Source organism: Rathayibacter sp. CAU 1779 (assembly GCF_054551755.1).
Map to the genome: position 1 here is coordinate 2,217,887 of NZ_JBTOLK010000001.1, position 13,635 is coordinate 2,231,521.

Below are 13,635 nucleotides of genomic sequence, written 5' to 3' on the forward strand. Positions count from 1 at the left end.
CCTGCGCTCGAGCCCCGCGTCCGAGCGCCCGTCTGGGCGCCCCACCCGAGTCGATCGTGAGGAATCCGTCCATGACCCGTCCGCTCGGTTCCCTTCCGCTGTCCAGGTCCGCCGTTGATCGCGACGGCGTCAACCGCACCAGGGAGTCGCTCTTCGACGAGCTCACGGCCGACGAGGGCACGCGCATCCTGCCGCTCTGGAACGGCCGCACGCTGACGGTCGACCCCGTCGACTCCGTCGACTCCGGCGAGGGCGCGAGCGACGGTTCCCGGCTCGCGCTGTTCCGCACCGGCGATGTGACGGCCGCGCTGACGCGTGTCTACCTGGGCCGCACGCTCGAGGCAGGTCAGGACGAGCCGGCGGGCACCGCTGTCATCCTCGCCGTGCTGACGGATGCCGCGGCCGGCGAACTGCAGCCAGACGAGTCCCGCTGGCGTGGGCTTCGTGAACTGGCCACGCGCCTCAGCGACCGTGACGCAGGACTCTTCACCGAGTCCGTCGCCATCGCGAACTGGCACGCCTCCCACACGCACTGCCCGCGCTGCGGGACGCCCACCGTCGTCGAGCACGGCGGATGGATGCGCCGCTGCTTCGTGGACAACAACGAGATCTTCCCGCGCACCGACCCTGCCGTGATCGTGCGCGTGCTCGACGACGAGGACCGGCTTCTGCTGGGATCCAACGCCCTCTGGGAGAACAACCGCTGGTCGCTGCTCGCCGGATTCGTCGAGGCGGGCGAATCGTTCGAGGCCGCTGTCGCACGCGAGGTCGAGGAGGAGTCGGGTGTGCTCGTGTCAGACCCGGTGTACCTCGGGTCGCAGCCGTGGCCGTTCCCGGCATCCGTCATGATCGGCATGGAGGCCAGGGCCGTGCCCGGCCACACCGATCCGCGTCCGGACGGCGAGGAGATCCTCGCCCTGCGCTGGTTCAGCCGCGAGGACATCTGGCGGGAGCGGGACGACATCCTGCTTCCCGGCGGTTCGTCGATCGCCCACTCCATCGTGCGGGACTGGTACGGCGGACCGCTCGACCGCCCGCCGGTCGATCGCGGCGCGGGCGGCGACAGCGGCGAAAGCGCCGACAGCGGCAGCAGCGGCGACAGATCGGACGCCGCGTGACGGATTCCGCCGCAGCGCTCCTCGACGGCCTTGACGACGCCCAGCGCGTCGCCGCCGAAGCGCTGCTCGGACCGGTGTGTGTGCTCGCGGGCGCCGGGACCGGCAAGACCCGGGCGATCACGCACCGCATCGCGTATGGCGTCGCCGCCGGGGTGTACGCGCCCAACAGGGTCATGGCGCTGACGTTCACGACGCGTGCCGCATCCGAACTGCGCACCCGCCTGCGTCAGCTGGGGACCATCGGCGTCGCCGCGCGCACGTTTCACGCATCGGCGCTGAGCCAGCTGAACTACTTCTGGCCGATCGTCGTCGGCGGTGGGCTGCCCGGCGTGCTCGACGGCAAGGGGCGGGTGCTCGCGCAGGCGGCCGAGCGCATCCGTCTCCGCATCGACACGGCCACGCTGCGCGACGTGGCGGCCGACATCGAGTGGCGCAAGGTGAGCGAGCTCGCCATCGACGACTACGAGCGGATGCTCACCCCCGGCCCCTCGGGAACCGCACCGCGCACGCCGCCCGGCTCGCTGAAGCCGCAGCAGGCGGTCGACCTGCACCGCGCATACGAGGCGCTGAAGGATGAGCGCCGCCAGCTCGACTTCGAGGATGTGCTTCTCGCGTGCGCCGGCATGATCGAGGCTGAGCCGTCCGTTGCGATGCACGTGCGGGAGCAGTACCGCTTCTTCGTGGTGGACGAGTACCAGGACGTGTCGCCGCTGCAGCAGCGCCTCCTCGACCTCTGGCTCGGCGACCGGTCGGATCTCTGCGTCGTCGGAGACGCGAGCCAGACCATCTACTCGTTCGCCGGCGCCACCAGCGATTTCCTGCTGGACTTCCCGCGTCGCTATCCGGATGCCGCGGTCGTGCGCCTCGAGCACAATTACCGCTCGAGCGCGCCCATAGTCGAGACGGCCAACCGTCTGATGCGCGGACGCCCCGGTGCGCTCACCCTGCGCACGAGGGATGCCGACGACACGGCGGCTACGCCGTCCGGCGGCGCGCGGACAGCCGGCGCGGCGGGCGGCATGGCCGGTGTCGCACCGGATCCTCTGCCGACGGTCGCGGGCTACAAGACGGATGCCGACGAGGCGGCAGCGGTCGCTGCGGAGCTTAGCGCGCGCATCCTGCAGGGCGCGAAGCCGCAGGATCTCGCCGTGCTCTACCGCGTGAACGCCCAGGCCGTGCCGCTGGAGGCCGCACTGAACGCGGCGGGCGTCGCGTACCAGGTGCGCGGCGGGGCTCGATTCTTCGACCTGCCCGAGGTGCGGCAGGCCATCATGACGCTGCGGGCGGCGTCGCTCGCAGTGACGGACGAGCCGCTGTTCCAGTCCGTGAGCGACGTGCTGCGCTCCCTCGGCTGGACGCTGGAACCACCGCAGGCGGCCGGTAGCGTGCGCGACCGCTGGGAGTCGCTCAACGCGATCATGGGTCTTCTCGACGACGTGCCGCCTGGCACCACGTTCCGGCAGTTCACGGATGACCTGCTGGCGCGTCAGGCCGCGCAGCACGAACCGACCATCGCCGCCGTGACGCTCTGCACGCTGCACGCCGCGAAGGGTCTGGAATGGGACGACGTGCACATCGTCGGTCTTGGCGACGGCCTGGTGCCGATCGGATACGCGCGCACGCCCACCGCCGTCGACGAGGAGCGCCGCCTGCTCTACGTGGGCATCACGCGTGCGAGGCACCGACTGGCACTGAGCTGGTCCGCGAACGCTGCCGGGCCCCGAGAGCCGTCACGTTTTCTGGAAGAGCTCGGCATCCGCACAGAGCGTGCCGAGCATGCGTCAGCGTCGTGACGATGCCGTCCGGGTGGATGCGGATGCTCGTGCCAGACCGCGAACGATCTCCCGTCCGTAGGCGGTCGTCCACCCAGCGCGCGGCCTGAGCGGCCACCTGCGCCGCCAGCAGCGACGGCTCGGGAGCCGGCGGATGCACCGCCAGCTGGGCCGCGATCGCGGGCCACGCCGGGTCGGCATCCGTGCGCGCCAGTGAGACGCAGCGCAGGCACGGACCATCGGAGTCGACGAACGGACCGAGCTCGGCGCCGTCGTCGCCGAACACCACAGGCAGGTGCGGCACATCGCGCCGCAGCCACGGTCCGTGTCGCCACGGCGGGATCACGTAGGAGCCGAACACCACGGCGGCGGCCACCTCACCGCCCGAGCCGTCGTCACCGGCGGCCACGACATCCGCGGTCACGACGCGATGACCGGCCTCGCGCAGCAGCCGGTGCACTCGCTCCGCCGTTGGCCCCTCGCCGTCGATCGCCACGACAGCATCCGACGACGCCGACGTGGGAAGCAGTGCGTCGTCGACGGCGGCGAGCAGCTCGTCGACCTCGCGTGACGAGGCGGTCTCCACCTCGAGGGCTGATCGCGGCGCTCCCGTGACGAGAGTGGCGAGCATCCGCTGGGTCGACGGGGTCGGCTCATGGAACACGCACACGACGCGATCCACCCCGAGCTGCAGCGTGCTCGTGTCGCGCCAGACGAGGGGGATCGCGGGATCGAGACGACGGATCATGCGCGCCATCATGCTCGCGACGGCCGACGTCGCGGCGGTGTTGTCCACAGCGGACGCTGAGCGCCGGCGTCTCGCGCGAAAGAGCACGGGCCGGGCCGCGGTCCAGCACGGATCAGGCCCGCCCGGTCAGCCGTCGGGGGTCCGCCGACCGGTCGGCCGCCACGAGTTGCTGGCCGGTCGCCAGGCGCTGTCAGACGGGTCGGGGACCCTCGTCGTCCTGTCCGTCGTCGTGCGCGTCGCCCGGCGTGTCTCCGTCGTCTCCGTCGGACCTGTCCCGGGAGCCTCCGAACTCCTCCCCGCTGAGCATGGCCGCGATCGCCTCGTCGAGTTCGTCGAACTCCGGTTCCTGACCTGCAGCGGATGCCGTCAGCCGCGCCACGAGAGCGCTCGGGTCGTCCACGTCCTCCGAGGTCGGCAGCAGGTCGGGGTGCGACCACAGGCGGTCCCGTTCGTCGTCGCCAACCGCATCCGTCACCTGCGACCACATCGCTGCCGCCTCGCGCAGCCGGCGCGGACGGAGCTCGAGGCCGACCAGCGTCGCGAACGCGGACTCGGCAGGGCCACCCGCCGCGCGTCGGCGGCGCACGGTCTCGGCAACGGCGTCCGACTTCGGCAGCCGGCCGGTGGCCTTGGCCGTCACCACGTCGACCCATCCTTCGATGAGCGCGAGGAGCGTCTCGAGCCGGGTCAGCGCCGCCTGCTGCGCCTCGGTCTTCGGCGGGATGAGCGCGCCGCTCACCATCGCCTCGCGCAGCTCCTCGGGATTCGAGGGATCGAAGCTCTCCGCGAGCTCCTGCATGCGGTCGATGTCGATGGTCACTCCACGGGCGAACTCCGTGATCGCGGTGATCAGCTGCAGCCGAAGCCACTTGGCGTGACGGAACAGCCTGGCGTGCGCCAGCTCGCGCACGGCGAGGTAGATCGCGACCTGATCGGTGGGAATGTCGAGCCCCTCGCCGAACGCGGCGACGTTCTGCGGCAGCAGTGCGGCAGTGCCGTCCTTGAGCAGCGGGATGCCGATGTCTCCGCCGGAGACCACCTCCGCCGACAGCTGTCCAACGACCTGTCCGAGCTGGATGGCGAAAAGGGTGCCGCCGACGGCGCGCACCACGTGCCCCGCGTTCTGGAGCATGCCGCGCATCTCCTCGGGTGCCTGCTCCTGCATGACCTGAGTGAGGGCATCCGAGATGCTCGTCGCGACGGGCTCGGCGAGCTGCGTCCACACGGGCATGGTGTCCTTGACCCACTGCCGACGGCTCAGGAGCACCGGCGTCGTCGTCAGCTCGGAGATGCTCGTCACCTCGTCGAGCCACAGCGCCGCCACGTTGAACGCCTGGTCGAGGGCGGCTCGCTCGGCGGGCGTCGTGTCGACGGACTCCTTCGAGGCGAGCGTCGTGCCCTGCTCGAGCGCGATGTCCCAGTTGATGCCGTCTGTGGGGGAGCGCAGGGCGCTCTGCAGCTGGCCCATCAGCGCCTGGATGCTCGCGGCATCGCCCGGCAGTCCTGCAGCTCCCGCGAGCTGGCTGGCATCGAATGACGCGCCATTGCCGGAGAGGAACTGGCGCAGCATGTCCCGCAGCTCGTCGTCGGAGTCGTCCCGGTCGTCATCGGACATGCGATGCCTCTTCTCGTCGATCCGCGGTGTCGTCGGAGTGGGTCTGTGAGGCGTCGGGGGAGCGGAGGGGCCGCCGCGCCGGCGCATCTTCCACGCTAGCCCGGCGTACAGCGGTCGTAGGTGGGAAATCGCCTACGCTGGGCTCGTCCGCCGTCCGCCCGTCGCGAACAGGAGCCTTCAGGGTGTCGCTTTTCTCCGATGACGCATCCGCGTCGGGTTCCCTGTCGCACGGCGATGACATGAGCGGAGGCGGAGCGGATGCCGGTGGCACGATCGAGGTCGAACCTCGCGTCCCACGGTCGCGTCGCGTCGGCGCCGTGCTCGTGGTCGTCGCCTTCGTGCTGCTCCTCGTCATGGCGCTGTCGCCCGCGCCTTACGTGATCCAGGCGCCTGGACCGGTCTTCAACACGCTCGGGTACAACCACCCGGTCGGCACGGCGCCGACGAATGCGGACGAGAAGAAGCCGCTCATCGTCGTCAGCGGGCACAAGACGTATCCCACGAAGGGCTCGCTCGACCTGCTCACGGTCTCGGAGATCGGCAACCCCGATCAGCTGCCCAACTGGGGCGAGGTGCTGTTGGCGTGGTTCTCGGCGTCGAGGGCGGTCGTCCCCGTCGACGTCGCGTATCCGCCGGGCCAGAACGTGCAACAGCAGAACGCCGAGAACGCGCAGCTCATGACGGACTCGCAGAAGGATGCCGTGGCCGCCGCCCTCAACGAGCTCGGCTACGACTTCCCGCAGCGCGTCGTCGTGCAGCAGGTGGCCGACGGGCCGGCGAAGGGGATCCTCAAGGTCGGCGACGAGATCCTGGAGGTCAACGGCGTCGACGTGAAGGGGGTGCAGTCGCTGCGCGATCAGCTGGAGAAGAACGGCGCAGGGACACCGGCGTCGATCACGATCGAGCGTGACAAGAAGCAGCAGGTCGTCCAGGTCACCCCGGAGAAGACGGCCGGTGCCGTGGTGATCGGCATCGGGGCATCGATGGATTACGACTTCCCGTTCGAGGTGACGATCCAGCTGGACAACGTCGGCGGACCGAGCGCCGGGCAGATGTTCGCCCTGGGGATCATGGACAAGCTGACTCCCGGATCCCTCAACGGCGGCGCTCGCGTCGCCGGCACAGGCACGATCGACAACGAGGGGAACATCGGCGCGATCGGCGGCATCCGCCAGAAGATGTTCGCGGCCAGGGAAGCGGGTGCGACGGTCTTCCTCGCTCCCACGTCGAACTGCGACGAGGTGACGGGGCACATCCCGTCCGGTCTGCACGTCTATGCGGTCACGACCCTCGACGACTCGCTGAAGGTGCTGGATGCCGTGCGCACCGGCGGCAGCACATCCGGCCTCCGCACCTGCCCGGCGTCGTAGCGCCACGGCCCTCAGCGATGTGAGGCGGTCGGGATACTCCAACCTGGGATCTAGCGTTCTCCCAGGTGGCGTCCGATCGACGCCCGGTCCCGCCACCCTAGGATGGGTAGCCAGGGCGCGCTGCGCGGCACGCCCGACCCGAGCGGACGACGAGAAGTCCGCAACGCCCCCGAAGAGGATCATTCGTGACATCCGCTGAAGTACGCCACCCCGGCCGACGCCGCCGCGCGGCAGTTTGGATCACCCTCGGCATCGTGGCGGTGCTGGTCATCGCGTTCTTCATCTTCGCGAGCCTCTACACCGACGTGCTGTGGTTCCAGCAGGCGGGCTACCTCGAGGTGCTGACCACGCAGTGGTGGGCCGGCGCCACGATGTTCCTGATCGGCTTCCTCGCCATGGCCGTGCCGCTCTGGCTGTGCATGTTCCTCGCGTACCGGCTGCGTCCGGTGTACGCGAAGCTCGACTCGGGGGTGGGCCGCTACCAGCAGGTGGTCGAGCCGCTGCGCAGGCTCGCGACCTACGGCATCCCGATCGTCTTCGGCCTCTTCGCCGGCGCCGCGGCGGCGAGCCGCTGGCAGACCGCTGCCCTGTGGCTGAACGGGGTGCCCTCCGGCACCAAGGATCCGCAGTTCCACCTCGACACGTCGTTCTACATGTTCGCGTTGCCGTGGTATCGCAGTGTCGTCGCCTTCATGTCGGCGGTCGTCATCATCGCGCTGCTCGCGACCGTCGCCACCGCCTACCTCTACGGATCCGTGCGCGTGAACGGACGCGAGGTGCGCATCTCCCGCGCCGCCCGCGTGCAGATCGCCGTGCTGGCGGCCGTCTACCTGCTGCTGCAGGCGGTGAGCATCTGGCTCGATCGCTACGCGTCCCTCACGGATTCCTCCGTCGGCGGGCGCGTGAACGGCGCCGCCTACACCGATGTGACAGCCACCATCCCGGGCCGCGCCATCCTGGCCGGCATCGCCGTGTTGGTCGCGCTGCTGTTCGTGCTGACCGCGTTCATCGGCCGCTGGCGGTATCCGCTGGTTGGCACGGCGCTGCTCATCGTGTCGGCCATCATCGTGGGCGTCATCTACCCGTGGGGCGTGCAGAAGCTCGTCGTCGCGCCGAGCGAGAAGACGCTCGAGTCCAGCTACATCCAGAGGTCGATCGACTCGACGCGCAAGGCGTACGGCATCGACAACGTGAAGACGAGCACCTACGACGCGAAGACGGATGCCAAGCAGGGAGCACTGCGCAACGACGCGGAGACGACCGCGAGCATCCGCATCCTCGATCCGTCGGTAGTGTCGGACGCCTTCGCCCAGCTGCAGCAGTTCCGCCAGTACTACGGGTTCGCGACCGATCTCGACGTCGACCGGTACACGATCGACGGCAAGGAGCAGGACAGCGTCGTCGCTGTCCGCGAGCTGCGTCAGTCCGGCCTGGGCAACTCCGGCAAGTACAACGAGACCTTCGTCTACACGCACGGCTACGGCCTGGTCGCCGCGTACGGCAACAAGCGCCAGTCGGATGGCGAGCCCGACTTCTTCGAGTCCGGCATCCCGACAGCCGGCGCTCTCGGCAAGTACCAGCCGCGGGTCTACTTCGGCGAGGAGTCGCCCAAGTACTCCATCGTGGGCGCCCCGTCCGGATCGAAGCCCGTCGAGCTCGACTATCCGGCCGGATCGGGCGGCCAGCAGGCGACGTACAGCACCTACACCGGCAACGGCGGTCCGAAGCTCGACAACCTGTTCACCCGCCTGGCGTACGCGATCAAGTTCCAGGACGAGCAGATCGTGCTCTCGGATGCCGTCAACGACGACTCCCAGATCCTGTACAACCGCAATCCGATCTCGCGGGTGCAGCAGGTCGCGCCGTACCTCACGCTGGACAGCGATCCGTATCCGTCCGTCGTGAACGGGCACATCGTGTGGATCATCGACGGCTACACGACGAGCGACCAGTATCCGTACTCGCAGGAGGTCTCCTACAGCAGCGCAACCTCGGATTCGCAGACGGCCGCGGCGAACACGTACGGCATGGACAACGTCAACTACATCCGCAACTCGGTGAAGGCGACGGTCGATGCCTATACCGGCAAGGTCACGCTCTACGCGTGGGATGCCTCAGACCCCGTGCTGAAGACGTGGCAGAAGGTGTTCCCGAACACGGTGAAGCCGATAAGCCAGATGAGCGGCGCCCTGATGAGCCACGTGCGCTATCCGGCCGACCTCTTCAAGGTGCAGCGCGACGTGCTCGCGCAGTACCACGTGACGGATCCCGGAGCGTTCTTCTCCGGCACGGATGCCTGGCAGGTGCCGACGGATCCGAACAGCTCGGAGGCCGATGCCCTGCAACCGCCGTACTACCTGACCATGCAGATGCCTGGTCAGTCGGATCCGCAGTTCTCGCTGTACACCACGTTCATCCCGCAGTCGACGAGTGCGTCGAACCGCAGCATCCTCAAGGGATACCTCGCGGTCGACTCGAACGCGGGGGACAAGTCCGGCAAGAAGGCCTCCGATTACGGCACGCTGAGACTCTTGCGATTGCCGTCGCAAGACACGATTCCGGGGCCGGGCTCTGTCCAAAACAGCTTCGACTCCGACACGAGCGTGTCGGCTGCACTCAACCTGTTGCGGCAGGGCTCGACGAAGGTGATCAACGGCAACCTGCTGACGCTGCCCGTCGGCGGCGGCCTGCTGTATGTGGAACCCGTGTACATCCAGTCGAGCGGATCCACCAGCTATCCGCTGCTGCAGAAGGTGCTCGTCTCGTTCGGTGACAAGATCGCGTTCGAGGACACGCTCGACGGCGCGCTCGACGTTCTGTTCGGCGGCAATTCGGGCGCACCCGCGGGTGACACCGGCACGGACACGGGCACTGGAAGCGGCAGCTCCGACCAGGCGAGCGGCGGGAACAGCAGCGGGACCGGATCCGGATCGACCTCCGGCGGCACCTCCACCGAGCAGCAGACCCTGCAGAATGCGCTGAACGATGCGAAGCAGGCGCTCGCTGATCGCGACGCGGCCCTCAAGGCGGGGGACTGGGCGACCTACGGTGCCCAGGACGCCCGCCTCAAGAAGGACCTCGCCGACGCGCTCGCCGCGTCGCAGGCGATCGCGGGCGACAGCAGCTCCTCCGGCGGCAGCTCCAAGTAGTCCGTCCGCGTGCTTTCGTCTCCCTCGAGGCCCCCAACCCATCCCGTCGAGGGTGCCCGTTCCTCCGCTCGAACGTGCCCGTCCCTCCTCCCGAGGGTGCCCGTTCCCCTCCCGAGGGTGCCTGTTCCTCCTGCCGAACGTGCGTGTCCTTCCGCTCGAGGGTGCGTGTCCTTCCGCTCGAGGGTGCGTGTTCCTCCTGTCGAAGGTGCCCGTTTCCCCTCCCGAGGGTGCCTGTTCCTCTTGTCGAGGGTGCGTGTTCTTCCGCTCGTTGGACGCGGACTTCTTCCGCGGTACGAACGCGCCGGTCCTGTGTCCCATCGCTAGCCTGACGGCATGACCGCATCGCAGCCCACATCGTCGTCGTCACCATTCGAGCTGTCCGGCACCACGGTTCTCGTCACGGGGGCACGACGCGGCCTCGGCAGGGCCATCGCGCTCGAGTTTGCGAGGGCCGGCGCCGACGTCGCCATCGGACTGCGCGACGTTGCGGATGACGCGGGGCTGGCATCCGAAATCGAGTTGCTTGGGCGCCGCGCCCTTCCGGTGCGCCTCGACGCGACCGACCTGAGAGGCGCTCGGACGGCGATCGACCGCACCGTCCACGAGTTCGGCCGGCTGGACGCCCTGGTGAACAACGCCGGCGGCGGCATCATGGGCGCGGCGATCGACGTGACGGAGGACGATTTCGACAGCGTCTGGGCCCTGAATGCGAAGTCCACGTACTTCCTGTCACAACACGCGGCACGGCACATGCGGGATGCCGGCGGAGGCTCCATCGTCAACGTCGCGTCGCAGGCAGGGCTGGTCGCCCTTCCCGGCGAGTCGGCGTATTGCGTGGCGAAGGCCGCTGTGGTGCACATGACGCGTTGCCATGCGGTGGAGTGGGGCGGATACGGGATCCGGGTGAATGCATTGGCACCGACCTTCATCGAGACGGACGGCACGCAGGCGGCCCTGTCGGATCCGAAGTTCCGCGCCGACACCATCGAGCGCATCGCCGCCCTGCACCGTATCGGGGTTCCGCGGGAGGTGTCGGGCGCGGCGGTGTTCCTCGCCTCACCCGCTGCTTCCCTCATCACGGGACAGACTCTCGGGATCGACGGCGGCTGGACGTCCCGCTGACGGGAGTGCACTCTCGCCCAGGGAACGGGCACTCTCGCGAGGAGAAACGGGCACTCTTGGGAGGGGGAACGGGCACTCTTGGGAGGGGGAACGGGCACTCTTGGGAGGGGGAACGGGCACTCTCGGGAGGGGAAGGCAGCAGCTTCAGGCGATCGTGTGCACGCGGGCGAGGAACTCGCGGGTCTCCGGATGCCGCGGGTCGTCGAACACCTGCTCCGGCGGACCCTGCTCCACCAGCACGCCGCCCTTGAGGAACACGACGAGGTCCGCGGCGCGGCGAGCGAACGACATCTCGTGCGTGGCCATGACCATCGTGGATCCGGATGCCTTCAGCTCGGTCACGAGATCGAGCACCTCGCCGACGAGCTGCGGATCGAGGGCGCTGGTGATCTCATCCAGGAGCAACAGCTCGGGACTGCTGGCGATGGCGCGCACGATCGCGACGCGCTGCTGCTGGCCACCCGACAGCCGATCCGGATATGCCTTGAGCTTGTCGCAGAGTCCGATGCGCCCGAGGAGCTCGACGGCGATCTGCTCCGCCTCGTCCTTCGGCATCCTGTGCACCTTGCGGTTCGACAGAGTCACGTTGTCGAGAACGGTGAGGTGCGGGAACAGGTTGAACTGCTGGAAGACGACACCGATGCGGGAGCGCGTCTTGTCCACGTCCACCCGCGGATCGCTGATGTCCTCGCCCTGCAGGAAGATCTGGCCGTCGTCGATCTGCTCCAGGAGGTTCGCGGTCTTCAGCAGCGTCGACTTGCCGGATCCGCTCGCCCCGATGAGCACGACCACCTGGTGCTTGTTCACGTCGAGGTCGATGCCGCGCAGCACCACGTTGTCGCCGAACGCCTTGTAGACCCCACGCATGCTCAGCACGGAGGCTGCCGATGCGTCGTCCGCGAGGGTTGCCCCGGTAGCCGTCGTCCGCTCGCTCACACCACACCGCCCATCTGCTCGCGCTTCTGCGCTCTCGCCGTGTACCAGTCCGTGAGCCGGATCATCGGCCAGCTGATCAGCACGAACAACAGCCCGGCCACCACGTACGCGGTGAAGTTGTAGGTCTCCGCGACGTTGATCTGGGCGGCGCGCACGGCATCCACTGCGCCCAGCACGGAGATGAGGCCCACGTCCTTCTGCATGGACACGAAGTCGTTCATCAGCGCCGGCGTCACCTTGCGGATGCCCTGCGGGAACACCACGAGTCGCAGCGTCTGCGTGTGGGTGAGCCCGAGCGAGCGTGCCGCGAACCGCTGAGACGGATGCACCGCCTCCATGCCCGCCCGAAGCACCTCGGCCACGTAGGCGGAATAGCACAGCACCAGGGCGATCGTTCCCCACACCTGCGCCGGAACGCGCGGGAACACTCCGAGCGCAGGGATGCCGAAGCCCACGAGATACAACACGATGAGGACCGGAAGCCCGCGGAACAGGTCGGTGTAGGCCGTGGCCAGGAACCGTAGCGGGAACCAGACGGGCGCGCGCAGCGAGCGGATGCCCGCCAGCAGCGTCGCGACGATGGCGACGCCGATCGCGGCGAAGAACAGCACCTGGATGTTCGTCCACAGACCGAGCAGCACGCTCGGCAGCGCCTCCCACGCCGTCTTCGGGTCGAAGAACGACTGCTGTACGAGCGCCCAACCCGGCGTGTTCACCACGGCGAGCCACACGACGACGGCGAACACCACAGTGCTCACGAGCGCGATGATCACGGATCGGGAGGACTGCCGCTTTCGGAACCTCGAACGGTCGAGCGCGACGGGGCTCGGCACGTGTGCAGCTGCGGCCGATCCTGCGAGGGTCGCGTCGGCGACCGACGTGGGATTCGACGTCGATGGATCGGGTGCAGGAGACGAAGCAGGCACAGGTGGGACGGTACCGCCTACTTGAACGTCGGAACGTTCACGGAGTCGGACAGCCACTTCTTCTCGAGGGCCGCGAGCGTGCCGTCCTCGCGCAGGGAGTCGACGGCCGCGGTGACTTTCTTCGTGATCGGCGAGTTCTTGGCCAGCACGAGACCGTAGTCGTCTCCGCCGTCCGTGTCGGAGAACTGGCCGACGATGGTGGCGTTCTTCAGCTGTGCGCTCGTGATGTAGAAGGCGGCGGGCAGATCGACGGCGATGGCGTCGATCTGCTTGCTCTTCAGAGCCTGCACGGCGTCGTCCTCGGAGTTGAAGACGGCCGGAGATCCGCCCACCTCCTTGACGAGGACGTCGTAGCTGGTGGTGCCGGCCGGCACGCCGATCTTGTACGGCTTGAGGTCGGCGGCGCTTGTCGCCGATGCCACCGGCGTGCCCTTGTACGCAACGATGGCCTGCGTCGTCGTGTAGTACGGCGAGGAGAAGTCGACGGCCTTCTTGCGCTTGTCGGTAATGCTGAACTGCTGAAGATTGAAGTCGAAGTCCTTCGGGCCGGGAGCGATCGCCTGGTCGAAGCCGGTTCGAGTCCAGGTCACCTCGTCCTTCGAGAAGCCCAGCTTCTTCGCGACGGCGTAGGCGACGGCGGACTCGAAGCCCTTGCCCGACTGGGGCTTGTTGTCGATGACCCACGGCGAGTACGCCGGCTGACCGGTTGCGATGGTGAGCTTTCCCGCCGTCACGGTCTGAAGTCCGTGCGTGGTCGTGGTGGACGTGGAGCTGCAGGCGCTCAGCGCGACGAGTGCGGCGGCCGCGACGATGGCGCCGATGGCGAGACGACGCGGCGTGCGCGCGGAACGAGGAGTGCGGGACACGGGTGACCTTCCG

9 protein-coding genes are annotated in these 13,635 nt (G+C 68.6%); 5 read left to right on the forward strand and 4 right to left on the reverse strand.

What is annotated here, in order from left to right; translation table 11 throughout:
* The first annotated feature begins 71 nt into the window (after positions 1-71).
* Positions 72-1,118 carry an NAD(+) diphosphatase gene (gene nudC / locus ACX9R5_RS10125; protein ID WP_459408851.1) on the forward strand — a complete coding sequence of 349 codons (1,047 nt, stop codon included), beginning with the start codon at positions 72-74 and terminating at the stop codon, positions 1,116-1,118.
* Entirely contained in the window at positions 1,115-2,911 is a 1,797-nt protein-coding gene (locus tag ACX9R5_RS10130; protein WP_459408852.1) for an ATP-dependent helicase, read from the forward strand. Before nudC ends, ACX9R5_RS10130 begins: the two co-directional genes overlap by 4 nt.
* 917 nt (positions 2,912-3,828) lie before the next feature.
* On the opposite strand, the gene ACX9R5_RS10135 is transcribed toward ACX9R5_RS10130, so the two are convergent.
* Complete coding sequence (locus ACX9R5_RS10135) at positions 3,829-5,253, reverse strand: zinc-dependent metalloprotease (protein ID WP_459408853.1); 1,425 nt, start codon at positions 5,251-5,253, stop codon at positions 3,829-3,831.
* A 239-nt stretch (positions 5,254-5,492) separates the two neighbouring features.
* On the opposite strand from ACX9R5_RS10135, the gene ACX9R5_RS10140 reads away from it, so the two are divergent.
* The 3 genes from ACX9R5_RS10140 (at position 5,493) to ACX9R5_RS10150 (ending at position 10,894) form a co-directional block, all read left to right on the forward strand.
* On the forward strand, positions 5,493-6,623 hold the full coding sequence (locus ACX9R5_RS10140; RefSeq protein WP_459409068.1) for a YlbL family protein: 1,131 nt from the start codon (positions 5,493-5,495) through the stop codon (positions 6,621-6,623).
* A gap of 185 nt (positions 6,624-6,808) precedes the next feature.
* Positions 6,809-9,772, forward strand: a complete 2,964-nt coding sequence (locus ACX9R5_RS10145) for a UPF0182 family membrane protein (RefSeq protein WP_459408854.1) — start codon at positions 6,809-6,811, stop codon at positions 9,770-9,772.
* 333 nt (positions 9,773-10,105) lie between these two features.
* The gene (locus tag ACX9R5_RS10150; protein WP_459408855.1) at positions 10,106-10,894 is read left to right on the forward strand and encodes an SDR family NAD(P)-dependent oxidoreductase; all 789 of its coding nucleotides are present in this window, start codon (positions 10,106-10,108) and stop codon (positions 10,892-10,894) included.
* Between the two features lie 144 nt (positions 10,895-11,038).
* Here the strand turns inward: ACX9R5_RS10150 and ACX9R5_RS10155 are convergent, their stop codons facing one another.
* The 3 genes from ACX9R5_RS10155 to ACX9R5_RS10165 form a co-directional block, all read right to left on the reverse strand.
* Entirely contained in the window at positions 11,039-11,761 is a 723-nt protein-coding gene (locus tag ACX9R5_RS10155; protein ID WP_459409069.1) for an amino acid ABC transporter ATP-binding protein, read from the reverse strand.
* Between the two features lie 65 nt (positions 11,762-11,826).
* Entirely contained in the window at positions 11,827-12,663 is an 837-nt protein-coding gene (locus tag ACX9R5_RS10160; protein ID WP_459409070.1) for an amino acid ABC transporter permease, read from the reverse strand.
* Between the two features lie 110 nt (positions 12,664-12,773).
* The gene (locus tag ACX9R5_RS10165; protein ID WP_459408856.1) at positions 12,774-13,622 is read right to left on the reverse strand and encodes an ABC transporter substrate-binding protein; all 849 of its coding nucleotides are present in this window, start codon (positions 13,620-13,622) and stop codon (positions 12,774-12,776) included.
* Positions 13,623-13,635 lie beyond the last annotated feature (13 nt).

Bases quoted from the DNA above. Each gene is read 5' to 3' on its own strand.
- ACX9R5_RS10135 (WP_459408853.1), bottom strand. From the start codon at position 5,253: ATGTCCGATGACGACCGGGACGACTCCGACGACGAGCTGCGGGACATG.
- ACX9R5_RS10155 (WP_459409069.1), bottom strand. From the start codon at position 11,761: ATGCGTGGGGTCTACAAGGCGTTCGGCGACAACGTGGTGCTGCGCGGC.
- nudC (WP_459408851.1), top strand. From the start codon at position 72: ATGACCCGTCCGCTCGGTTCCCTTCCGCTGTCCAGGTCCGCCGTTGAT.
- ACX9R5_RS10150 (WP_459408855.1), top strand. From the start codon at position 10,106: ATGACCGCATCGCAGCCCACATCGTCGTCGTCACCATTCGAGCTGTCC.
- ACX9R5_RS10140 (WP_459409068.1), top strand. From the start codon at position 5,493: ATGAGCGGAGGCGGAGCGGATGCCGGTGGCACGATCGAGGTCGAACCT.